The sequence below is a fragment of the Bifidobacterium sp. CP2 genome (genome assembly GCF_018555635.1).
GTDB classification, from domain to species: Bacteria; Actinomycetota; Actinomycetes; order Actinomycetales; family Bifidobacteriaceae; genus Bifidobacterium; species Bifidobacterium saguinibicoloris.
The window spans coordinates 114,744-136,155 of record NZ_JAFEJX010000002.1 but is presented as its reverse complement, the minus strand read 5'-3'; the positions used below and the strand labels follow the sequence as shown (position 1 = coordinate 136,155).

Below are 21,412 nucleotides of genomic sequence, written 5' to 3'. Positions count from 1 at the left end.
GCACAATGACAGCACGACGATGTTGCCATGACGAAACGGCGAGGAGGCGACGATGGGTACGAGCGAGACGACCGGCACCATCACCGTCCGCAGGGTGCCTGCGGACTGTCTGGAGACGCTGAAGAGGATGGCGAAGGACAACAACCGATCCATGGAGGCGGAGGTGCGTTCACTGCTGGAGGACTGCACCACCGAATACCTGGCGCACCGCATCACCACGAACGCCGACCTCGTCGAGGAGATGTGGCGGATACTCGACGGCGACGGTCTCGGGCCGGATGAGGAACTGTGTCCCCCGCGCAATACCTACGATTTCGGCCCGCGTCCCGTTGACCTCGGTCTCGGGGACGAGGATGCGACGACCTTTGACAAGGACGATGACGACCGGAAGGACGGCCATGATCGTCTTTGACACCAATGTCATCAGCGAAATCCTCAAAGAAGATTCAAGCGACCCGCATGTCATCGATTGGTTCATCGGATTGCCACATCGGGAATGTCGCACTACGGCGATCACGGTGGCGGAACTGATGTACGGCGTCGCCATCGCCCCGAAGGGGAAAAAACGAGCACGTCTCTCCGGCGCCATCCAGGCGTTCACCAGAACCTATGCGGACCGGACGCTGCCGTTCGACCAGCAGTCCGCCGCACATTACGCCTCCATAGCCGCGGCACGACGACGCATGGGACGACCGATAGGTACGCAGGATGCGATGATCGCGGCAATCGCGCGGGCGCACGGCGCGGCCGTGGTGACGCGCAACATCAAGGATTTCGAAGGCACCGGAGTCGCACTCGTGAATCCTTGGGAGCACGACCGCCGGTAGCGCGCGGATACAGCATCGACTACTGTCCGAGCTGCTCGGACAGGTCCATCCATTCCATGGTGAGCTCGTCGGACTCGTCGGCGACGGCCTTGAGCTGGCCGTTGAGCTTGTTGAGCCCCTCGTAGTCGCTCGGGTCGTGCGCGGCCATCCGCTCCTCGAGGTCCTTCTTCTGCTCCTCGAGTTTGGCGAGCTTGCGTTCGATGGCGTTCACCCGCTTGGAGGCGTCGTGGAACGCCTTGCCGGTGAGCTTCGGCGCCGCGGGGGCCTCCTGCGCGCCGGACGTGGCGGACGAAGACGTGGACGAACCGCCGTCGCCGGCGACCGCCGTGGCGGTCACGGCCGTCGCCGCGGAGGAACCGCCCTTGCCCGCGCGTCCGGACCTGCCGCCGGTGCCCGCGAAGCCGGGTTCGTCGGCGGGCAGCCCCTTGCCGTTCTTGAGGTCCTCGACCATGTCGAGGTAGTCCTGCACGCCGCCGGGCAGGTGACGCACCTTGCCGCCGATGAGCGCGAACTGCTGGTCGGTGACGCGTTCGAGCAGGTAGCGGTCGTGGGAGACCACGATGAGCGTGCCCGGCCAGGTGTCGAGCAGGTCCTCCATCACGGCGAGCATGTCGGTGTCGAGGTCGTTGCCGGGCTCGTCCATGATGAGCACGTTCGGTTCGTCGAGCAGGATGAGCAGCAGCTGCATGCGGCGCTTCTGGCCGCCGGACAGGTCGCGGATCGGGGTCATGAGCTGCGCCGACTCGAAGCCGAGCCGTTCCATGAGCTGGCCGGGCGTGACCTCCTTGCCGTCCACGATATAGCTGGGCTTGTAGCGGGAGAGCACTTCCTTGATCTTGTACTTGCCGAGCTTCTCGAGTTCGTCGAGCCGCTGGGAGAGCACCGCGAACTTCACGGTCTTGCCGATGTTCACACGCCCCACGGTGGGGGTGAGCGTGCCGTCGATGAGCTTGAGCAGCGTGGACTTGCCGGCGCCGTTCGCGCCGACGATGCCGAAGCGGTCGCCGGGGCCGATGAGCCAGGTCACGTCGTCGAGGATCTCGCGGCCGGACACGGTCACCTTGCGCGCGGCGGACGTGGCTTCGGCCGCCGTGTCCACGCCGATGGTCTCGCCGCCGGTGTTCATGCGGCGCACCGCACGGTCGTCGTCGGACGACGATGCGCCCGCGCCCTCCCGTTCCGCCTTGACGCGCGCCTCCTCGGCGGCGGCGACGGCCTCCGGCACGCCGGCGTCGACGAGCCTGGGATCGGTCATGTCGGTGACGGCGACCTCCACGGAGCCGTGGAGCTGCGGTTCGGCGTACATGGAGTCCACCACGTCCACACGGGAGGCGGAGTCGGCGAGCGCGGCCGCGTCCGGGTCGATGTCGATGGCGGTCTTCTCGAAGATCTGCGTCACGTCGACGAGGTCGACGACCTGCTTGCCGAGGCGCGAGGTGGCCATCTGCTTCAGTTCGAGCGTGTTGCGCATCGGCGGCACGTCGGCGATGAGTTCGCGCGCGGCCTTGACGTGGAACTTCTGCTTGGTGGAGCGGGCGCGGGCGCCGCGGGAGAGCCAGGCGAGCTCCTTGCGGGCGAGGTTGCGGCGTTTGGTCTCGCGCACGTCGGCCTGACGGTCGCGTTCGACGCGCTGCAGCATGTACGCGGAATATCCACCTTCGAACGGTTCGATGACGCCGTCGTGCACCTCCCACATGGATTCGCACACCTCGTCGAGGAACCAGCGGTCGTGGGTGACGAGCAGCAGCGCGCCCTGGCCCTTGGACCAGCGGTTCTTGAGGTGTTCGGCAAGCCAGTGGATGGTGACCACGTCGAGATGGTTGGTGGGCTCGTCGAGCGCGAGGATGTCCCAGTCCTTGAGGAGCAGGCGGGCCAGGTCGGCGCGGCGGCGCTGGCCGCCGGACAGCGAGCCGACCTTCGCGTCGAGGCTCATGCCGCCGAGCAGCGCCTCGACGATCTCACGGGAGGCGTTGTCGGACGCCCACTCGTAGTCGGCGCGGCCTTCGAGCGCGGCCTCGCGGATCGTGGCGTCGTCGTCGAGCGGATCGCGCTGGTCAAGCATGCCGAAGGTGAGTCCGCCGCGCTTCGTCACACGGCCGGAATCAGGCTCCTGCGTACCGCGGAACAGGTGCAGCAGCGTGGACTTGCCGTCGCCGTTGCGGCCGACGATGCCGATGCGGTCGCCTTCGAACACACCCTGCGTCACATCGGTGAAGATGGTCTTGGTGGCGAAGGCGAGCGAAACGTGTTCCAGTCCAATATCGTAAGTCGGCATGGCTCACTAACTTAGCGGCACCACCGGGCATCCCCCGTCTCCCCGCACCTCACGGGACCCTCTCCCGCATCCCATGGTGCGCTCTTTCTCCCATGGCACGGCAACACACTTTCTCCACAACGGCGGAATGACGCCATTCCCCGTCTACCGCACCATGAGGGTTCTACCGCACCATGGGAGAGAGGAGACGTAGGCGGGAGGGTATGGACCGGAGAATCAGCAGATGACCGGGTCCTTGGGACCGTTCTCCGCGTCACGACGGATCAGGCCCTGCGCGTAGCTGTTGCAGCGGGCCGCGAAACCGGTGAACACCTGGTCGGCGAGCGGGTGCAGCAGCGGATTGTACTGGGCGAAATCCTCGCGCAACTGCGATTTGGAGCCGCCCGCGGCCTTGAGGTCTTTGACCATGCTCGGCTCGTCGAGCCATTCCTCGAGCAGGGCGGCGCTCACCTCGAGATGGAACTGGAGGCCCAGCGCGGAGCCAGCGCGGAACGCCTGCACCTTGGTGAGCGGCGAACGGGCGAGCAACTGGGCGCCTTCCGGCAGGCCCACCACGTCGTTGTGCCAGTGGAGCACGTTGATCTGCTTGTCCCACATGGAGAAGTAGTCATGCTTGTCGACGCGCTTGATGGGAGCGAAGCCGATCTCCGGCTTCTCGCCGCGATGCAGCTTCGCACCGAGCGCGGTGGCGATGATCTGATGGCCGAGGCACACGCCGAGCACCGGCTTGTTCACGGCGATGGCGGCGCGCGCCAGCTTCGCCTCCGCCTTGAGGCCCGGATGCTTGTCGTAGTCGGTGGCGCCCATGGGACCACCCATGATGACCACGCCGGCGACCTCGTCGAACGAGGGGAGGTCGGGCTTCTTGGTATCCACCACGTTGAGGATCTGGTAGCCGAGACCGATCTCGTCGAATGCGGTGGCGATGCGCCCGGGCTTCTCCCAGGGGACATGTTGCAGAACAAGCACTTGTGGCGTCATGCCTCCTATTGTGACACGACCCGCGTAAACCCGGGACACACGCTCCCATCCGCACTCCTCGAGCTCCCCGTACTTCCCCGCGTCCCCCGCATTTCCCGCATTTTCCCCGCCCGTTCCTATAGAATCGGACGTTCCACGGGCGCCACACCCACAATCCCGCCACATCCTACAGAATCGGACGCACACACCCATCACCACACCACTCAAACCGCCCGTTCCTATAGAATCGGACGTTCCCCGGGCTCCCCCACCCCACGATTCCGCCACATCCTATAGAAACGGACACCATACACACCCCATCAGCCCCGCAACCGTCCGTTCCTATAGAAACGGACGCAACGCACACCCCAACAACCCCACAGACACCCATTCCTATAGAAACGGACGCAACACACGCCCCAACAGCACCACAGACGTCCGTTCCTATAGAAACGGACGGCACACACACCGGCGGGCGGAAACCACGCACCGGCGGACGAAAACCGCACCCGTCACCCCCCGCGGACCATGGGTATACTCTTGACGTATGGGAAACAGCCAAGAACCGCATGATTTCAATACTTCCGTGATGCCTTCGGCCCTCACGCCGGCGAAGGTCGCCAAGGCGGCCGCAGGCCTCAGGCTCTACGACACCGCCTCGCACACCACGAGCGTGTTCACGCCGATCAAGCCGGGCGAGGTCGGCATCTACGTGTGCGGCGCCACCGTGCAGTCGTCGCCGCACATCGGCCACATCCGCGCGGCCGTGGCGTTCGACATCATCCGCCGCTGGTTCCTCAAGCTCGGCTACAAGGTGACGTTCGTGCGCAACGTCACCGACATCGACGACAAGATTCTCGACAAGGCCGCCGCCGCGGGCCAGCAGTGGTGGGCACGCGCCTACTACTACGAGCGCGAGTTCACGCACGCGTACGAGACGCTGGGCGTGCTGCCGCCCACGGTGGAGCCGCGCGCCACCGGCCACATGTCGGACATGATCGACCTCATCGAACGCATCATCGCGAACGGCCACGGCTACGTGGTGACGGACGCGGACGGCAAGCCCACCGGCAACGTGTATTTCGACGTCGCCTCCTGGCCGCACTACGGCGAGCTGACGCACCAGAAGCAGACCGCGGAGGTGGACGAGGCGGCGGCCGTGGCGGACCGCATGGGCCCGTCCGTCGACGCCGCCGGCGACGACAAGTACAATCCGGTCGATCCGGCGGACGCCTCCCCGGACAAGCACGACCCGCGCGACTTCGCCCTGTGGAAGGCCCCGAAGGACACCGACCCGCTCGACGCCCGCTGGAACACGCCGTTCGGCGTGGGCCGCCCGGGCTGGCACATCGAATGCTCGGCGATGAGCCACCGCTACCTGAAGGACGGCTTCGACATCCACGGCGGCGGCCTGGACCTGCGTTTCCCGCACCATGAGAACGAGATGGCGCAGACGCGCGCCGCCGGCTACGAGTCGGCCGCCCGTTGGATGCATTCCGCGTGGGTGACCGCCAAGGGCGAGAAGATGTCGAAGTCCCTGGGCACAGGCCTGTCCGTGCCGAGCGTGCTCGCCGAGCATTCCGCGTGGGTGGTGCGTTACGCCTTGGGTTCCGTCCAGTACCGTTCGATGCTCGAGTGGTCCGATCAGGCGCTCGTGGAGGCGCAGGCCGCGTACGAGCGCATCGCGAACTTCATCGAACGCGCGGGCGTGGCGTTGGGCGGCCAGCCGTCGCGCGACGAGGTGGCGGCCGTGTCCGCCGACGACCTGCCGGCCGATTTCGTCGCCGCGATGAACGACGACGTGAACGTGTCCGGCGCGACCGCGGCCGTCTTCACCGGCGTGCGCAACGGCAACACGCTGCTGTCCCGTCTCACCGACCACGCCGATTCCGACGAGGCCCGCGCCGAGGTGCGCGCCTCTCTGCTCGCGGTGCGCGCGATGCTCGACACGCTGGGTCTGGACCCGCTTGCCGAGCCGTGGGTGTCCGCCGGTGCGGCGGGCGCCGCCGGCGACGGCGCGGACGAGTCCCCGGAGCACAAGGCGCTCGAGGCGCTGATCGGCGAGCAGCTGACCGCCCGCGCCGAGGCCCGCAAGGCCCGTGATTTCGCCAAGGCGGATGCGATCCGCGACGCGTTGGCCGCGGCGGGCGTCGCCATCGAGGATGGTCCGCAGGGCTCCACCTGGTCGCTCAAGTGACGTCGCGACGTATGGCGCCGCGTCCGCGACCGGTCCGTCCGTGACCGGACGATGCATGACCGGACGACGAAGGGGGCGGAACTTCACGTGAGGTTCCGCCCCCTTCGTCATGACGTGCGCCGCGTACGTCGCGACGACGCCGTCAGTCGAACACGAAGTCGACGTCGACGATGTGCAGCCGCTTCTTCAGTTCCGTCTCCAGCGAGCGCTTGCATTCGATGAGGTCCGCGACGTCGATGACGTCGCTCACGCCGGCGAGGTACACGTCGACCGTGTAGTTCATGCCGGTTTTGAAGATCAGCGTCTTCTCGTATTCGGTGCCTTGCGGCAGGTGCCGCAGGGCGACGGCCTCCACGTGCGCGTTGGTCTCGTCGTCGTCGTGGATGCCGCCGACGAGTTCGACGAACGCCTCCTTCAGCACGCCGAATGGCTCCCTGATGGTGCACAGCACCAGCGCCACGGTGATGAAGAAGTCGCCGGTGTAGTGGAGGAAGTCGAACGGGCCGTCGGTGGGCAGGATCATCAGCGCCACGGCCACCGCGCCGATGCCGGCGGACATGGCGCCGTCGACGAGCGTGCTGTTGCATTCGGCCGTGAGCATGGTGCTCGCGTTGCGGATGGACCGGTTGCGTCTCCGGTAGAACACCCACAGGGAGAAGCAAGCGACGACGGTCGCGATTTCGTAGACGACGACCGGTCCGGTCTCGATGCGCTCGCCCTCGCCGAGCACGAACCAGTCGTAGGCGACCTGGGAGACGTCGAGCAGGGAGTAGACGAGCAGGGAGAGGGTGAGAATCGCCTTGGCGATCGCGTAGATCGGTTCGAGGGCGAACAGTCCGTTGGGGAACCGTTCGGTGGTGCGCACGGTGCGCGAGGACAGGTAGACGGCGATCAGCCCGGACAAGACGGAGATCGCGGTGAAGGAGAAGTCGAGGAACATCGCCTTGAGGCCGGTCATGAAGAAGACGGCCATGCCGGCGGCGACCTGCGCCGTGTTGACGACGATGCCGACGGTCAGCGCCCGGCGTTCGACCTGTTTGTGGTCGAGGCGGCCGCGCGCGCGTCCGCCTCCGTTCCCGGTTCCGGCTCCGGTTCCGCCGACGTTGCGGATGGTCGCGATGATGCTGTTGGTCATATGGTGGGCCTTCCGTTGCTTGGCTTGTCCGCGTTGGCCCCGACCCGGCGAAGGGCGCGGCTCACAGCAGTCAAACTCAGGGGTGTCCACGGAGATCGACAAAGGAAGGCCGCGCGACTCGGGGTCCGATGCGGCCGACGTGGGTCAATATCCACGGAATTTCTTGCCGTTCCATGGTACCGGACGCCCCCGATGGGGCGACGTCCGGTTTCACCCGGGGCCGACCCGTCGACCGTTCCCCGTTTTCCCGCGTGGCGGCTAGACTTGGCCGATTATGGCAGCATTTAGTTCTCTGACAGACAAGCTCTCGAATGCGTTCAAGCATCTGAAGAGCAAGGGCAAGCTTTCCGAGACGGACATCGACGGCACGATCCGCGAGATCCGCCGCGCGCTGCTCGACGCCGACGTGGCGCTCGAGGTGGTGCGCCCGTTCACCGCGCGCATCCGCGAGCGCGCTCTTGGCACCGAGGTGTCCGAGGCGCTGAACCCGGCGCAGCAGGTCGTGAAGATCGTCAACGAGGAGCTGACGGCGGTGCTCGGCGCCGGCGTGGACCGGCCGCTGAACTTCGCGAAGAACCCGCCGACGATCATCATGCTCGCCGGTCTGCAGGGCGCCGGCAAGACCACGCTGGCCGGCAAGCTCGGCTACTGGCTGAAGGACGCCGGCCACACGCCGCTGCTCGTGGCGGCCGATCTGCAGCGTCCGAACGCGGTCACCCAGCTGCAGGTGGTGGGCGAGCGCGCCGGCGTGCCGGTGTACGCGCCGGAGAAGGGCGTGCAGTCCGACGGCGGCGACGCCGTGTCCGCGCCCGGCCTGACCACCGGCGATCCGGTGAAGGTGGCGCGCGATTCCATCGAGTTCGCGAAGCAGAAGCTGTATGACACGGTCATCATCGATACCGCCGGCCGTCTGGGCGTGGACGAGGAGCTCATGCGTCAGGCGCGCGACATCCGCGACGCCGTGAACCCGAACGAGATCCTGTTCGTCATCGACGCGATGATCGGCCAGGATGCGGTGCGCACCGCGAAGGCGTTCGACGAGGGCGTGGACTTCACCGGCGTGGTCCTGTCCAAGCTGGATGGCGACGCCCGCGGCGGCGCGGCCCTGTCCGTGGCGTCCGTCACCGGCAAGCCGATCCTGTTCGCCTCGAACGGCGAGGGCCTGAAGGACTTCGAGGTGTTCCACCCGGACCGCATGGCCTCCCGCATCCTCGACATGGGCGACATCCTCACGCTCATCGAGCAGGCGCAGAAGCAGTTCGACGAGGCGCAGGCGCGCGAGGCCGCGCAGAAGATGGCGGAGGGCGAATTCGGTCTGGACGACTTCCTCGCGCAGCTGCAGCAGGTCCGCAAGCTCGGTTCGATGAAGTCGCTGCTCGGCATGATCCCGGGCATGGCGGCCCACCGCAAGGAGCTGGAGCAGTTCGACGAGCGCGAGATCGACCGCACGGAGGCCATCATCCGTTCGATGACGCCCGCAGAGCGGCGCAATCCGAAGATCATCGACGGCTCCCGCCGCGCGCGCATCGCCTATGGCTCCGGCAACACGGTGTCCGCGGTGAACGCGCTGCTGCAGCGGTTCGAGCAGGCCGCGAAGATGATGAAGCGCATGTCCAACAAGGCCGGTCTGGGCGGCATGCCCGGTCTCGGCGGCCCGGCCATGGGCGGCGGCAAGAAGAACAAGGGCAAGAACAAGAAGCGCAAGGGCAAGTCCGGCAACCCGATGAAGCGCGAGGCCGAGGAGAGGGCGTTGCGCGACAAGCTGGCCGGCAAGTCCGGCACCTCGGGCGGCTCCGCGTTCGCCAAGAAGCCGCAGAACCCGGCGCTGCCGGCCGGTCTGCAGCAGGCGTTGGATGCGAACGGCGGCGAACTGCCGCCGAACTTCGGCGGTGGTCTGTCCGGCCTGCTTCACTGACCGGTCTTGTCGTGAATGGGCGCCCTCCCTGTCGGGAGGGCGCCCATTCCCCGTATTGGACGACGGCGTACCATGGTCGCTACGACGTGCGTCATACGACGAAAGGAGCTTCCCATGCTGATGATCGCCTTGGCCATCTGGGCCATCGTGTGCGCGGTGTGGATCGCGCTGGGCGCCTTGCCGGCCGGATTGGACGGGTACATGCCGTTGCCGTATCTCATCGCGTTGTCCCCGTTCCTGTGGATCCCCTCGCTGGCGCTGGCCGCCCTGGCCGCATGGCAGGGAGAGTGGGGCATGACATGGACGTTGGGCGCCCTGGCGCTGGCGGCGCCGTCGCGTCGCGTCGAATACTGGCGCAAGGGCTTCCGCAGGCGTCCATCACTGGCGGACAGGATCGTCGAGCGGACGCGTCACGACGACCACAACCGTGAAACATCACGTGAAACGGAATCCAAGGGCCGTGGAACAGCGCGTGAAACATCCCTGGAGGCGCCGTCGCAGCTGCGGCTCATGACGCTGAACTGCCGGTTCGGACGTGCGGACGCGGCGGACATCGTACGGCAGGCGCGTGAACGGGACGTCGACGTGCTCGCGTTGGAGGAGGTCTCCGAAAGCCTCGTCGCGCGGCTCGAAGAGGCCGGCATCACACGGCTCCTCCCCTATCGGCAATCAGGCGAGCCGAAGACCGGCGACAACGGCGGGTTCAACATCCTGTTCCTCCGTCATGAGCCGGCGGCGGGCGTGCCGGACGTCGTCGACATCCCGGCCGCGGACGTCCCGGCCGTCGTCCTGCGCATGGCGGACGGCCGCACCGTCACCGTCGCCGCCGCGCACACGAAGTCGCCGATGCGCGGATGCGCCCAATGGTCGGCCGGCATCATCGGATTGGGCGAACTCGCCAAGGCCGAACACATCGGCGACCGGGACATCGCCGTGGTGATGGGCGACCTCAACGCATCCCTCGAGCATCCGAGCTTCCGCGCACTGCTCCGATCGGGATTCCGCGACGCAAGCCTCACGCAGGGACGGGGACCGAGCCTCACGTTCCCCAGCTGGACGCCGTGGCCGCGCATCGAACTCGACCATATCCTCGCCACGCCGGGCGTCACGTTCCATGACGTCGAGCCGGTGCGCGTCGCAGGCACCGACCATCTCGCCCTCACCGCCAGGCTGCGACTGCGCGAGGCGCGGATACAGGGGCGTTGAACGTCCGCTGGCCACGTCGCAAGGTTGTTCACCGCAGGTTCACCGCGTCCTCCTTTCCAGCCACCCCATACGGGGGTAGCATGGAGTCACAGGGACCGATTGTCGGCCCCTCCCAAGGAAGGGAGATTCCCATGAGCAACCCGAACGCCAACTATGGAGGCCCCGCCGTCCCGCCGCCGCCCGCCGCGCCGGTGCCGCAGCAGCCGTACCAGCCGCAGCAGCCGCAGAACGAGAAGACGAACATCTTCGCCATCCTCAGCCTAATCTTCGGCATCCTCGGAGGCTGGCTGGGCTTGCTGTTCGGCATCATCGCCATCGTCCAGATCAACAAGAAGGGCGGCAAGGGCAAGGGTCTGGCCATCGCCGGCATCGTCATCTTCCTGGTGTGGATCGTGATTCTCATCGTCATGAACGCCGCCGGAGCGTGATCCATGCGCCGACCCTGACGCACGTCCGGGCGCACACCGCATACGGACCGTACGTCTTGCGCCGGGACGACACGCGACTTCTTGGATTCCGCGCCCCGGACCGTTTCCGCGCACGCCTCACGGCGTGTCGGACGGTCCGGGGCGCGGCGCTATAATGGGTCAGTTATTCGCGCGCGCGTGGCGCCCTCTACACCCCGTGCCGCGAGGAACACGTGGGCTCGGCGAGCTGCGCCCCACAATGCGAACCGAACACACACCCCTCATACATAAGGAGAGCCATTTTGGCAACCAAGATTCGTCTGAAGCGCATGGGTAAGAAGTTCTACGCGTACTACCGCGTGGTAATCATGGATTCCCGTACCAAGCGCGATGGCCGCGCCATCGAGGAGATCGGTACGTACGATCCGAACACCCAGCCCTCCACGATCAAGATCGACTCCGAGCGCGCCCAGTACTGGCTGGGTGTCGGCGCCCAGCCGACCGAGCAGGTCTTCAAGCTCCTCAACATCACCGGCGACTGGCAGAAGTTCAAGGGCCTCGACGGTGCCGAAGGCACGCTGAAGACCGCTGAGGCCGGCCCGGATGCCGCCGCCCGTGTCGAGGCCGTCGAGGCCGAGGCCCAGAAGCTCAAGGCCGCCAAGTCCGAGGCCGAGGCGAAGGCCAAGGCTGAGGCCGAAGCCGCCGCCGAGGAGGCCCCGGCCGAGGAGCAGGCCGCCGACGCCGAGTGAGCCCCGTACAGGCTTCGAAGCAACAGGCACGACAGCAGAAAGGCTGATTGGACATGCTCGCACAGGCTGTGGAACACCTCATCAAGAACATCGTCGACTTCCCGGATGACGTCACGGTCAAGTCTCACGAGAACGCGCGCGGCGAACTGCTTCGCGTGCGCGTGAACCCGGAGGACATCGGCCGCGTCATCGGTCGCTCCGGCCGCACGGCCAACGCGATCCGCACCGTGGTGCAGGCTCTGGCCGACCACAAGGTGCGCGTCGACATCATGGATGTCCGTCGGTAAGACGTTCCGCGCAGCCACGACGGCGGTGCCGGCCTTACGGTACACTGCCTAGCATGGCAGATCAGCGCAATATGCAGGATGACCCTCAGCAGCCCGAGCTGCTGAGGGTTTGTCGTATCGGACGGGCCCAGGGCATGAAGGGCGAGGTCACCGTCCAGGTGTTCACCGACGAGCCGGAATGGCGGTTCGAACCGGGGTCCGTATTGTATTCGAAGGACGGCGGAACCGAATACGTGGTGGAATCCTCGCGCACGTTCAAGAAGCGATGGATCATCAAACTCGAGGGATGCGACGACCGCAACGCCTCGGAGGCGTTGAACGGCACCGAACTGTATGGCGAGGCCGACGACCCGGACGACATGCTCGAGGCGGACGAATGGTATCCGAAGGACCTCATCGGGCTTGAGGCGCGCATGGACGCGGAGAACGGGCTCGGCATCGAGGCCGGCCGCGTGGTGGGAACGGTGGTCGACGTCATCGACTCCCCCGCCCAGTCGCTGCTCAAGATCAGACTCGCCGATCCGGTGCAGGTCGGCACCGCGAAGGACGGCACGCCCGTGATGGAGAAGACCACCCTGGTGCCGTTCGTCGACGAGCTCGTCCCCGAGATCGACCTCGAAGAGGGCTACCTCACGCTGGATCCGCCGGGCGGTCTGATTCCCGGCCTGTGAGCGTCCTCTCCGTACAGCCATCGACTATCGGATCATAAGCAGCCACCCTATCGCACGGATTCCGCACCGCACGATAGGGTGGTTGCTTATGAAGATCGACATCGTTTCCGTGTTCCCCGAGTATTTCGACGTGCTCAACCTGAGCCTGTTCGGCAAGGCGCAGGAGAAGGGACTCATCGAGGTCAGGGCGCACAACCTGCGTGACTGGACCCATGACGTCCATCATTCGGTGGACGATACGCCGGTGGGCGGCGGCGCCGGCATGGTGATGAAGCCGGCCGTCTGGGCGGAATGCCTCGACGATCTGCTTGGATTCGCCGGCACGTCCGAAGATTCCATGTCGGCGACGGCATCCACCACTGCCGCCACCGTCGAATCGGGATCCTCAGTCACCGGCAATGGCAAGCTGGTGTCCGATGAGACACCGGCTTGCCATGCGTCCCAAGCACAAACCACGGTCACGCCGGCCTCGGCATCAAACGGTTCTGGCTCCGGCTCCGATATCCAGGCGCCGGTCCTCATCTTCCCGAACCCGTCGGCCCCGTTGTTCACGCAGCGTGACGCCACCGAGCTCTCCCATGCGGAGCATCTCCTGTTCGGTTGCGGCCGCTACGAGGGCTATGACGCACGCATCCCCGAGTACTACCGTTCGCGCGGCGTGGACGTGCGCGAGTATTCGATCGGCGACTACGTGCTCAACGGCGGCGAGGTGGCGACCTCGGTGATGCTGGAGGCGATCACCCGCCTCATCCCCGGGTTCATGGGCAATGCCGACTCCATCGTCGAGGAATCCTATACGGGCGCCAACGCGCTGCTGGAGCACAAGCAGTACACGAAACCGGCGGAATGGCGCGGACTCAAGGTGCCGGACGTACTGCTCTCCGGCGACCATGGCAAGGTGGACCGGTTCCGTCGCGACGAGGCGCTGACGCGTACGAACGAGATCAGGCCGGACCTCATCGAACGGCTCGACTGCAAGACGCTGGACAAGGCGGACCGCAAGACGCTCATGGCCTTGGGCTGGGAGGTGTCCGCCGCGCATCCGCGTAAACTGCGGTAGATATGACTTGGCCCCCTCACCAGAGGGGGCCAAGTCACACAGTCCTACAGGCCAAAGACCTTGATTTACAGGCCGAAGACCTTGACGCGCTCGTCGGCCGGCTTCTTCTCGACCGGGCCGGCGGGCTGGGCGACGACGCCGAACGGCATCTGGGCCTGGAGCTTCCAGCTCTTCAGCAGACCGAATTCGGCGGCCACGGCCTCGTCGATGAGCGGGTTGTAGTGCTGCAGGGAGGCGCCCAGACCCTTCTCGGCGAGGGCGGTCCACACGGCGAGCTGCAGCATGCCGGCGGCGTCGCGGGCGAAGCCCGGGAAGTTGGCGGCGTAGGCCGGGATGTTCTCCTGCAGCTGCTTGGTGACGTCCTCATCGTCGTAGAAGAGCACGGTGCCGTGGCCGGCGGCGAAGGAGTCGATCTTCGCCTCGGTGGACTTGAAGGCTTCCTCGTCGTTCACGACCTTGCGCAGGGTCTCCTTGACGATGTCCCACAGCTTCTGGTTGGCGTCGCCGAAGAGGACGACGGCGCGCTGCGGCTGGGAGTTGAAGGCGCTCGGCACGTCCACGGTGACCTTCTTGACGAGGTCGGCAATCTCCTGATCGCTGATCGGGGAGGCGTCGGTGAGCGCGTACTGGGAGCGGCGGGTTTCCAGGGCGGTGACGAAGGACATGGGATTCCCTTTCCGTATTCGTCCGTCCGCGGGCCGGCGCACCGTTCCATGATGTTCCCTTCGGAATCGGCGTCGTCCACACGGACACTGATATATCTCGTTTCGAGATATCAATATACATGCATATATCGATTCGAGAGGTCAAACGGCGTTTTCCAACGGCTCCGACGGCGTGTCGCACCGCGTCGTCCACGGGCCGCACGTCGCGGCACATCGCCGCACGGTCGCACCGCACCGGGACGGACGGACATCAGTCCCGCCTGCGTTCGATGGTGAACACCGCGGTCTCGCCATAGTCGCGCCTGTCGGACGTCTCCCAACCTTCCGGCGGCGTGGGATCGTCCGACCGCACGGAACGCTCCAGCACGATGACGGTACCGTCTGCGGCCAGTCCGGACGCCACCAGATTCGCAAGGAGTGCGTCGCACGCCACGGTCTCCATCGCGTACGGCGGATCGATGAAGATGACGTCGAAGGCGCGTGACGACGTCGCAACCGTCCCCTCCGCCGGCGTCTCCGCCGACGACGCGGCCTGCACGTTCCCCGCCGCGGCGACGTGCGCCGGCGCCGCGAACCGTTCCGCCGTGCCGCGCACCACCCGCGCGCGCATCCCCTGCTCCCACCCGCGGGAACGCTTCAGCGAGACGAGCGTCTTCGCGATGAGCGCGGCAGCCGGACCGTTCGATTCAACGGCGACAAGCTCACGCGCGCCGCGCGACAGCGCTTCGATGCCCAACGCGCCGGTGCCGGCGAACAGGTCGAGCACGCGCGCGTCGTCAAGCACGCCCCATGCGTCGAGGCGAGAGAAGATCGCCTCCTTCGTACGGTCGGTGGTGGGGCGCGTCACGCTTTTCGGCGTGGTCAGCGCCATGCCCTTGAATCGTCCGGAAATCACTCGCATGCACACCACTGTACCGGCAGCGGCCGCACGCCGGACCGCACGCCGGACCGTGAGCCGGACCGCACGACAAGCCGCACGCCGGACCACCCGTCAGTTGGAGGTGAGGAACGTCTCGTTGCCGCGCGTGAAGTCGAGCACGGCGCCGGCGAGCTGCGGATGGCCCGCAAGGTCCGGTTCGGCGGCGAGCAGACGTTCGGCGCGCGTGCGCGCGTCGGTGATGAGCTCGGCGTCCTTGACGACGCGCAGCAGCTTGAGGCTGGATTTCGCGCCGGACTGAGCGTCGCCGAGCACGTCGCCCGCACCGCGGAATTCGAGGTCGGCCTGCGCGATCTCGGCACCGTCGAGCGAATCGTGGATGACTTCGAGACGGGCCTCGCCCGGCGTGCCGGCTTCGGCGCGCGAGACGAGGAACGCCCAGCTGTTGGTGCCACCGCGTCCCACGCGTCCGCGCAGCTGGTGCAGCTGGGACAGACCGTATCGGTCCGCGTCGAAGATGACGATGCAGCTGGCCTGCTTGACGTCCACGCCCACCTCGATGACGGTGGTGGCCACGAGGATCGGCGTCTCGCCGGAGGCGAACGACGCCATGACGGCGGTCTTCGTCTCGTCCTTGTCGCGTCCGGTGAGTGTGGCGAAGCGGATGCCGCGGAACTGCGGCAGGGATTCGAGCCGTGCGACGATCTCCCCCACCGCGTGCAGCGGCGGGCGGGCCACGGTCTCGCCGTTCTCGTCCAACGGCTCGTACGCGTCGTCGATGCCGTCCGTACCAGCCGATTCGCCGCGTCCCGCGCCCTTCGCCCGCGTGCGGGAGGTGGAGGAGCCGTCCTCGTCGTCGCTTTCGTCGGCGTCGATGCGCGCGCACACGATGTACGCCCGCTCCCCCGCGTCGATGCGGTTGCGGATGTGCGTGAACATGCGCGCCATCGTGGGGCCGTCGTTCTCGTTGACCACGATGGTGCGGATGGGTTTGCGTCCGCCGGGCAGCTCAGTGAGCCAGGAGATGTCGAGGTCGCCAAACCAGGTCATGGCGGCGGTGCGCGGGATGGGCGTGGCGGTCATGACGAGCAGGTGCGGCGTGGTGCCGTCCTCCGATTTCGCGTTCAGGGATTCGCGCTGCTCCACGCCGAACCGGTGCTGTTCGTCGATGACGACGAGCGCCAGGTTGGGTGCCTGGAACGTCTTGGAGAACGCGGCGTGCGTGGCCACGATGATGCCGGGCGTACCGCTCGAAGCCGCAGCGAGCGCCTTGCGTCTGGCGGCGAGGCGCATGCCTCCGGTGAGCAACGTGACCGGCACGTCGAGGTCTTCGACCATGCGTGCGATGGTGTCGTGGTGCTGTTCGGCGAGGACCTGCGTGGGGGCGACGAGCACGGCCTGATAGCCTGCGCCGACGGCCTGGAGCATGGCGGCGAGCGCTACGACGGTCTTGCCGGAGCCGACTTCGCCCTGCAGGAGGCGCTGCATGGGCGTGGGTTCGGCCATGTCGGCGGCGATGTCGTCAATCACCTGCCGCTGTCCGTTGGTGAGCGTGAACGGCAGGGAGGCGATGAAGCGGTCGCGCAGACCCGTACCGGGTTCGTCCGGGCAGGGGTGGGCGGGCGACGTGTGCGCGTTGCGTCGCGCTTGGAGGAGCGCGGTCTGGCAGACGAACGCCTCCTCGTATCGGAGGGTGGCGATGCCGCGTCGGAACGCTTCGGTGGACTGCGGTTCGTGGATAGCGCGGAACGCCTCCGCCCGATGCATGAGGCCGCGTTCGGCCCGCACCTCCTCGGGCAGGATGTCCGGGATGGCTTCGGCGAGCGTGCCGGAGAAGCGTTCCTCGTCATCGTGGCGCTGCAGGGCGATGTCGTCGGTGCCGGGGGGCGTCATGTCGCGTCCGCCGAGCGCCCACATGAGGCTCAGAATCGTCTCGTGGATGCGTTCGCTGGACAGTCTTGCGGACGCGTGGTAGACGGGACGCGGCCGGCAGACGCGCGCCATTGCCTCGTCAGCCGAGGGGGCGTCGTACGCGGATGGGCCGGATGCCGGAACCGGGGCGGGCGCTCCCTGCGCGAACGTCGAGGGCGTGGCGAACGCGCGCCACGGATCGGACGCGCCGGAGGCGGGGGCGGGGAACGCAGGCGCCACGGACGTCGGCGCCACGGTGAGGGTCTGCGGATGCTGGAACTGCAACTGGCCGTTGTATTCGCTCGGCGCGCCGGCGACGACGACGGTGGCGCCGGGCGCAAGCCGGCGGGACAACCAGTCGATGTACCCCTTCTTACCGGAGAAGAACACGAGCTGCGCCTGCCCCTGCGGCATGCCGCGGGAGGCGGCGGTCGCAGCGTCGTCCACCGTCGCCACCAATCGCATGGATCGGCCCTGGAACACACGGGAGGAACGCACCTGGGCGACGAACGCCATCGGCTCGCCGACGCGCGCCTCGCGCAGGGCGCGGGCGGGCACCGGATCGGCCACGCGGAACGGGAAATACGTCAACGCGTCGCCCACGGTGACGATGCCGAACGATTTGAGCGTGGACGCACGGCGCCTGTTCGTCAGGAGCGACGCTACGGGGGTATCCATCGAAATGCTCATAGCCATCCATTCTTGCCGTGCGCACGGACGCCGGCCCGGGCAAAAACGAAGGCCCCATCGGCGAACCGATGGGGCCTTCGAACGTTTACGCTATCGCGCACTCACGCAACAACCGCACGCTGAACCTTGCCGGCCTTGAGGCACTTGACGCACACGCGGAGGCGGACATTCTCGCCCTCGACGGTGGTACGCACGGACTGAAGGTTCGGACGGAAGGTGCGCTTGTTGCGGATATGCGAGTGAGACACGGTGTATCCGACCTGCGGACCCTTGCCGCACACTGCACAACGAGCTGCCATGATGGACTTCCTTTACCCTTGACTGTCAAGTCTTTCGCGATTCGGCCGGGCGCACGGGAGCTCCCGCGCATCTAGCCGAACACACAACTTCACGAATATATCCCGAAACGCGGACAACCGCAACACGCGCCGCGAACCGCCGCCGCGACGGGGCGGCCGGGCACGTTCGGAAGGACGGCATGAGGACTATATGAGGACTATATGAGGACGGCATCCCCGGTTTTCCGGGCGAAATCATCCCCGATGACCATTGCGTACTTTCAGCAAACGTCCATAGACTTGCCGTACAACGACATTATCTCGTCGTCAAGGAGGATGCCATGATCAGCCATATCGGGGAACGTCTCGCACAGCTCAAGGAACAACGCGAATGGGATGAGGCATCGCAGGGCGGCGACCCCGCGGACCACGCGACCGGCACCGGCGACGACGGATCGGGGCTCACGCACATCCCCTCCGTCATCTCGCTCGGCCAGGTGTGGGTCGACATCATGATGAACGTGGACGAACTGCCTTCCAGCGGCGGGTTCGCCGTGGCCGAGGCCGCGCACCCCTCCGTCGGCGGCAGCTACCGCGTGCTCGACGCGGCCAGCCGCATGGGCGCGCCCGCCGAGCACGCCGGCATCATCGGCAACGGCGTGTGGGCCTCGATGATCCGCGACGCCTACGAGCATGCCGGCATCGCGCATGTGGGGCCGAGCCGCCTCGACGCCGACTCCGGCTTCCGCCTCGTCTTCCACGACGGTGACGGCCGCAAGACGTTCGTCGCCCACTACGGCGCGGAGGCGGGAGGCGACGAGCACACGTTCGAGGCGCTCGAGCCGGACGCCGGCGACGTCGTCCACATCTCCGGCAACACGCTGCTCGACCACACGGCCGCCGGCATCGACGAGTTCATGGACTTCGCCGGCACCGATCCGAAGGCCCGCGACTACCGGCTCGTCATCAACCCCACCAACACGCTCAAACTCGTCAACGACCATCTGCTCGAGGACCTCGTGCTGGCACGCCCCATCTGGTCCTGCAACCGTCAGGAGGCGGGCACGTTGGCCGAACGGCTCGGCGTGGTCCTCGACGACGACGCGGCGCTCACCGTGGGCGGCGGGTTCGACGAGGCGATGAACGCGCTGTGCGAGGCGCTCGGCTCCACGCTGCGCGCGCCGCTCGTGGTGCGCGCCGGCTCGCGCGGCGCCTGGGTGCGCGAGCCCGGCGGCGGCACGGTGCATGTGGAGGGGTATCCCACCAAGGGCGTGCACACCCGCTCCGCCGGCTCCTGCCATACCGGAGCCATGTGCGCGATGCTCGCGCGCGGGTGGTCGCTGCCGGACGCCGTGAACATCGCGAACGCGGCAGCCTCGCTCGCCATCCAACGCAGCGTGTCCGGCGTGCCCGTCTGCCCCACCGCCGAGGAGGCCATCGCCCTCGCCGGAGTCTCGACGGACGGGTTGTCCGATGGGCCGGCGGACGGGTCATCGGACAGCCCGTCGGATGGGCCGTCGGACAATCGTTCGGAGGCCTGAACCACACGGCATAATTCACCCTGCGTTCATCTGAAACCGGCTTTCGCGGGCTCTCGCCTTCCGTACGATTGCAGATAGTTCCGAATGTCAGGAGTCATCATGTCCGCAAGCACCACCGCGGCCCGGCCCACGCCGCCCACGCCGAACGCGCCGAACGCGTCCGCGAAGCTCACCCCGCGTGAGAAGAAGTGGATCGTCTACGACGTGGGCAACTCCGCGTTCGTGTTGCTGTCCACCGCGGTCGTGCCGATTTATGCGAAGTCGCTGATGCCCGCGGACGGCAACATCGTGTCCGCGTGGGGCTATGCGCAGACGATCGCCTCGCTGGTGATCGCGCTGCTCATGCCGCTGCTCGGCTCGATCGCCGACGTGCAGGGCATGAAGGTCAAGTTCTTCCTCGGTTTCTTCGGCACAGGCGTGGTGACGTGCGCCGCGCTGGCCCTGCCGCTGACGTGGCTGCCGTTCCTCGTCGTGTACGTGCTCGCGACGATCGGGCTGAACGGCTCGCTCACGTTCTATGATTCGATGCTCATCGACACGACGTCGAACGAGCGCATGGACAGGGTGTCGTCGCACGGCTACGGCTGGGGCTACGTCGGTTCGACCGTGCCGTTCATCGCCTGCATCGCGCTGATCTTCGGCGGGCCCGCGCTGCTCGGCTGGTCGACGGCCGCCTGCACACGCGCCACGTTCGTCATCACGGCCCTGTGGTGGGCGGCGTTCACGATTCCGCTGCTCACGAGCTACCGTCAGGTCCATTACCGTGCGACCCGCGACCATACGCGCGAGGCGGTGCGCGGCACGTTCACCGAGCTTGCGGGGACGCTGCGCAAGCTGGTCAAGAACAAGCCGCTGTGGATGTTCATGATCGCGTTCTTCTTCTACATCGACGCGGTGAACACGGTCATCTCGATGAGCACATCGTACGGCACGCAGCTCGGCATCGATTCGACGCAGCTGGTCGTGGCGCTGCTGGTCACGCAGTTCGTCGCGTTCCCGTGCGCGATCCTCTACGGGCGTCTGGCCGGCCGGTTCGGTTGCAAGCCGATGATCGTCGCAGCCGTGATTGCGTACATGTGCATCGTGTTCTTCGCCGCGTTCTTCCTGCGCTCGGCCGTGGAGTTCTGGATCCTCGCGATTCTGGTCGGCATGTTCCAGGGCGGCATCCAGGCGCTGTCGCGCTCCTACTACGGCAAGATCATCCCCAAGGAGCACGCCAACGAGTACTACGGCCTGTACGACATCTTCGGCAAGACGGCGAGCATTCTGGGCACGTTCCTCGTCGCCACGACCACGTCCCTGACCGGCAACGCCTCGCTCGGCGTCCTGTCGATCGCGATCCTGCTCGTGGTGGCGTTGGTCTTCCTCACCCTCCAGAAGGACCCCACCAAGACGGTGTGAGGTTCGGCCCACGCTCCATTGCATTGCCCGTATCATGGAGCATAAAGGAGGTTGCAATGACGGAACGGGAATCTCGCGCGATCGGTGTAGCCGAAGTCATCCATTCCTCGCATCTGGAAGGCGGTGACGTCACGCCCGGTTTTCTCACCGACGCCCGCGACTATATCAAGGAGAAAATCGATGTACGGGAACTGCTCAATCGCACCCGCCGCCGCTACGGGTTGAATATCGCATGATCGATTAGGATGCGCAAAACCGCAAGTACACAGGTGTCCACCTACGCCCCTGCATCCGATTACGCGCCGATACGCTAGGAACCGTTTGGGGAAAAATCACCAATCCGACCGGAAGGCGGGGATG

Annotated in this window: 20 protein-coding genes; 13 read left to right on the top strand and 7 right to left on the bottom strand. The window is 66.6% G+C overall.

What is annotated here, in order from left to right; genetic code table 11:
• The first annotated feature begins 52 nt into the window (after nucleotides 1-52).
• Nucleotides 53-412, top strand: a complete 360-nt coding sequence (locus tag JS531_RS02010) for a hypothetical protein (protein ID WP_214311913.1) — start codon at nucleotides 53-55, stop codon at nucleotides 410-412.
• A complete protein-coding gene (locus tag JS531_RS02005) occupies nucleotides 399-827 on the top strand; it encodes a type II toxin-antitoxin system VapC family toxin (protein WP_214311911.1) in 429 nt (142 codons plus the stop codon). The genes JS531_RS02010 and JS531_RS02005 overlap by 14 nt, the downstream gene beginning before the upstream one ends.
• Nucleotides 828-846: 19 nt before the next feature.
• On the opposite strand, the gene JS531_RS02000 is transcribed toward JS531_RS02005, so the two are convergent.
• Both JS531_RS02000 and JS531_RS01995 read right to left on the bottom strand, forming a co-directional pair.
• Nucleotides 847-3,102 carry an ABC-F family ATP-binding cassette domain-containing protein gene (locus tag JS531_RS02000; RefSeq protein ID WP_214311909.1) on the bottom strand — a complete coding sequence of 752 codons (2,256 nt, stop codon included), beginning with the start codon at nucleotides 3,100-3,102 and terminating at the stop codon, nucleotides 847-849.
• Nucleotides 3,103-3,318: 216 nt separating this feature from the next.
• Nucleotides 3,319-4,083 carry a type 1 glutamine amidotransferase gene (locus JS531_RS01995; protein WP_214311907.1) on the bottom strand — a complete coding sequence of 255 codons (765 nt, stop codon included), beginning with the start codon at nucleotides 4,081-4,083 and terminating at the stop codon, nucleotides 3,319-3,321.
• 526 nt (nucleotides 4,084-4,609) lie between these two features.
• On the opposite strand from JS531_RS01995, the gene cysS reads away from it, so the two are divergent.
• Nucleotides 4,610-6,259, top strand: a complete 1,650-nt coding sequence (gene cysS / locus JS531_RS01990) for a cysteine--tRNA ligase (protein ID WP_214311905.1) — start codon at nucleotides 4,610-4,612, stop codon at nucleotides 6,257-6,259.
• Nucleotides 6,260-6,401: 142 nt separating this feature from the next.
• On the opposite strand, the gene JS531_RS01985 is transcribed toward cysS, so the two are convergent.
• On the bottom strand, nucleotides 6,402-7,394 hold the full coding sequence (locus tag JS531_RS01985) for a cation transporter (protein ID WP_214311903.1): 993 nt from the start codon (nucleotides 7,392-7,394) through the stop codon (nucleotides 6,402-6,404).
• Nucleotides 7,395-7,668: 274 nt separating this feature from the next.
• On the opposite strand from JS531_RS01985, the gene ffh reads away from it, so the two are divergent.
• The 7 genes from ffh (at nucleotide 7,669) to trmD (ending at nucleotide 13,689) form a co-directional block, all read left to right on the top strand.
• Nucleotides 7,669-9,309: a signal recognition particle protein gene (gene ffh, locus JS531_RS01980; protein ID WP_214311901.1), complete on the top strand. Its 1,641-nt coding sequence runs from the start codon at nucleotides 7,669-7,671 to the stop codon at nucleotides 9,307-9,309.
• A 117-nt stretch (nucleotides 9,310-9,426) separates the two neighbouring features.
• Nucleotides 9,427-10,515, top strand: coding sequence for an endonuclease/exonuclease/phosphatase family protein (locus tag JS531_RS01975; RefSeq protein ID WP_214312281.1), 1,089 nt, complete (start codon nucleotides 9,427-9,429; stop codon nucleotides 10,513-10,515).
• 131 nt (nucleotides 10,516-10,646) lie between these two features.
• Nucleotides 10,647-10,943 (top strand): DUF4190 domain-containing protein, encoded by a 297-nt coding sequence (locus JS531_RS01970; protein WP_214311900.1) that lies wholly within the window; start codon nucleotides 10,647-10,649, stop codon nucleotides 10,941-10,943.
• 281 nt (nucleotides 10,944-11,224) lie between these two features.
• On the top strand, nucleotides 11,225-11,671 hold the full coding sequence (rpsP, locus tag JS531_RS01965) for a 30S ribosomal protein S16 (RefSeq protein ID WP_214311898.1): 447 nt from the start codon (nucleotides 11,225-11,227) through the stop codon (nucleotides 11,669-11,671).
• A 53-nt stretch (nucleotides 11,672-11,724) separates the two neighbouring features.
• On the top strand, nucleotides 11,725-11,958 hold the full coding sequence (locus JS531_RS01960) for an RNA-binding protein (protein WP_214311896.1): 234 nt from the start codon (nucleotides 11,725-11,727) through the stop codon (nucleotides 11,956-11,958).
• Nucleotides 11,959-12,011: 53 nt separating this feature from the next.
• Complete coding sequence (gene rimM / locus JS531_RS01955) at nucleotides 12,012-12,629, top strand: ribosome maturation factor RimM (protein ID WP_214311895.1); 618 nt, start codon at nucleotides 12,012-12,014, stop codon at nucleotides 12,627-12,629.
• Nucleotides 12,630-12,717: 88 nt separating this feature from the next.
• A complete protein-coding gene (trmD, locus tag JS531_RS01950) occupies nucleotides 12,718-13,689 on the top strand; it encodes a tRNA (guanosine(37)-N1)-methyltransferase TrmD (protein WP_214311894.1) in 972 nt (323 codons plus the stop codon).
• A 65-nt stretch (nucleotides 13,690-13,754) separates the two neighbouring features.
• Here trmD and JS531_RS01945 read toward each other — a convergent pair whose 3' ends face one another.
• From JS531_RS01945 to rpmB, 4 genes are all read right to left on the bottom strand, one after another.
• Nucleotides 13,755-14,354 (bottom strand): nitroreductase family protein, encoded by a 600-nt coding sequence (locus tag JS531_RS01945; RefSeq protein ID WP_214311892.1) that lies wholly within the window; start codon nucleotides 14,352-14,354, stop codon nucleotides 13,755-13,757.
• A gap of 250 nt (nucleotides 14,355-14,604) precedes the next feature.
• The gene (locus JS531_RS01940) at nucleotides 14,605-15,255 is read right to left on the bottom strand and encodes an RsmD family RNA methyltransferase (RefSeq protein WP_214311890.1); all 651 of its coding nucleotides are present in this window, start codon (nucleotides 15,253-15,255) and stop codon (nucleotides 14,605-14,607) included.
• A gap of 90 nt (nucleotides 15,256-15,345) precedes the next feature.
• The gene (locus JS531_RS01935) at nucleotides 15,346-17,820 is read right to left on the bottom strand and encodes an ATP-dependent DNA helicase RecG (RefSeq protein ID WP_214311889.1); all 2,475 of its coding nucleotides are present in this window, start codon (nucleotides 17,818-17,820) and stop codon (nucleotides 15,346-15,348) included.
• Between the two features lie 113 nt (nucleotides 17,821-17,933).
• Complete coding sequence (gene rpmB / locus JS531_RS01930; RefSeq protein ID WP_214311887.1) at nucleotides 17,934-18,131, bottom strand: 50S ribosomal protein L28; 198 nt, start codon at nucleotides 18,129-18,131, stop codon at nucleotides 17,934-17,936.
• A 320-nt stretch (nucleotides 18,132-18,451) separates the two neighbouring features.
• On the opposite strand from rpmB, the gene JS531_RS01925 reads away from it, so the two are divergent.
• The 3 genes from JS531_RS01925 to JS531_RS01915 all read left to right on the top strand — a co-directional run bounded on the left by JS531_RS01925 (nucleotide 18,452) and on the right by JS531_RS01915 (nucleotide 21,288).
• Nucleotides 18,452-19,651 carry a PfkB family carbohydrate kinase gene (locus JS531_RS01925; RefSeq protein WP_214311885.1) on the top strand — a complete coding sequence of 400 codons (1,200 nt, stop codon included), beginning with the start codon at nucleotides 18,452-18,454 and terminating at the stop codon, nucleotides 19,649-19,651.
• Nucleotides 19,652-19,750: 99 nt separating this feature from the next.
• Entirely contained in the window at nucleotides 19,751-21,052 is a 1,302-nt protein-coding gene (locus JS531_RS01920) for an MFS transporter (RefSeq protein WP_214311883.1), read from the top strand.
• A 56-nt stretch (nucleotides 21,053-21,108) separates the two neighbouring features.
• Nucleotides 21,109-21,288 (top strand): antitoxin VbhA family protein, encoded by a 180-nt coding sequence (locus JS531_RS01915; protein WP_214311881.1) that lies wholly within the window; start codon nucleotides 21,109-21,111, stop codon nucleotides 21,286-21,288.
• Nucleotides 21,289-21,412 lie beyond the last annotated feature (124 nt).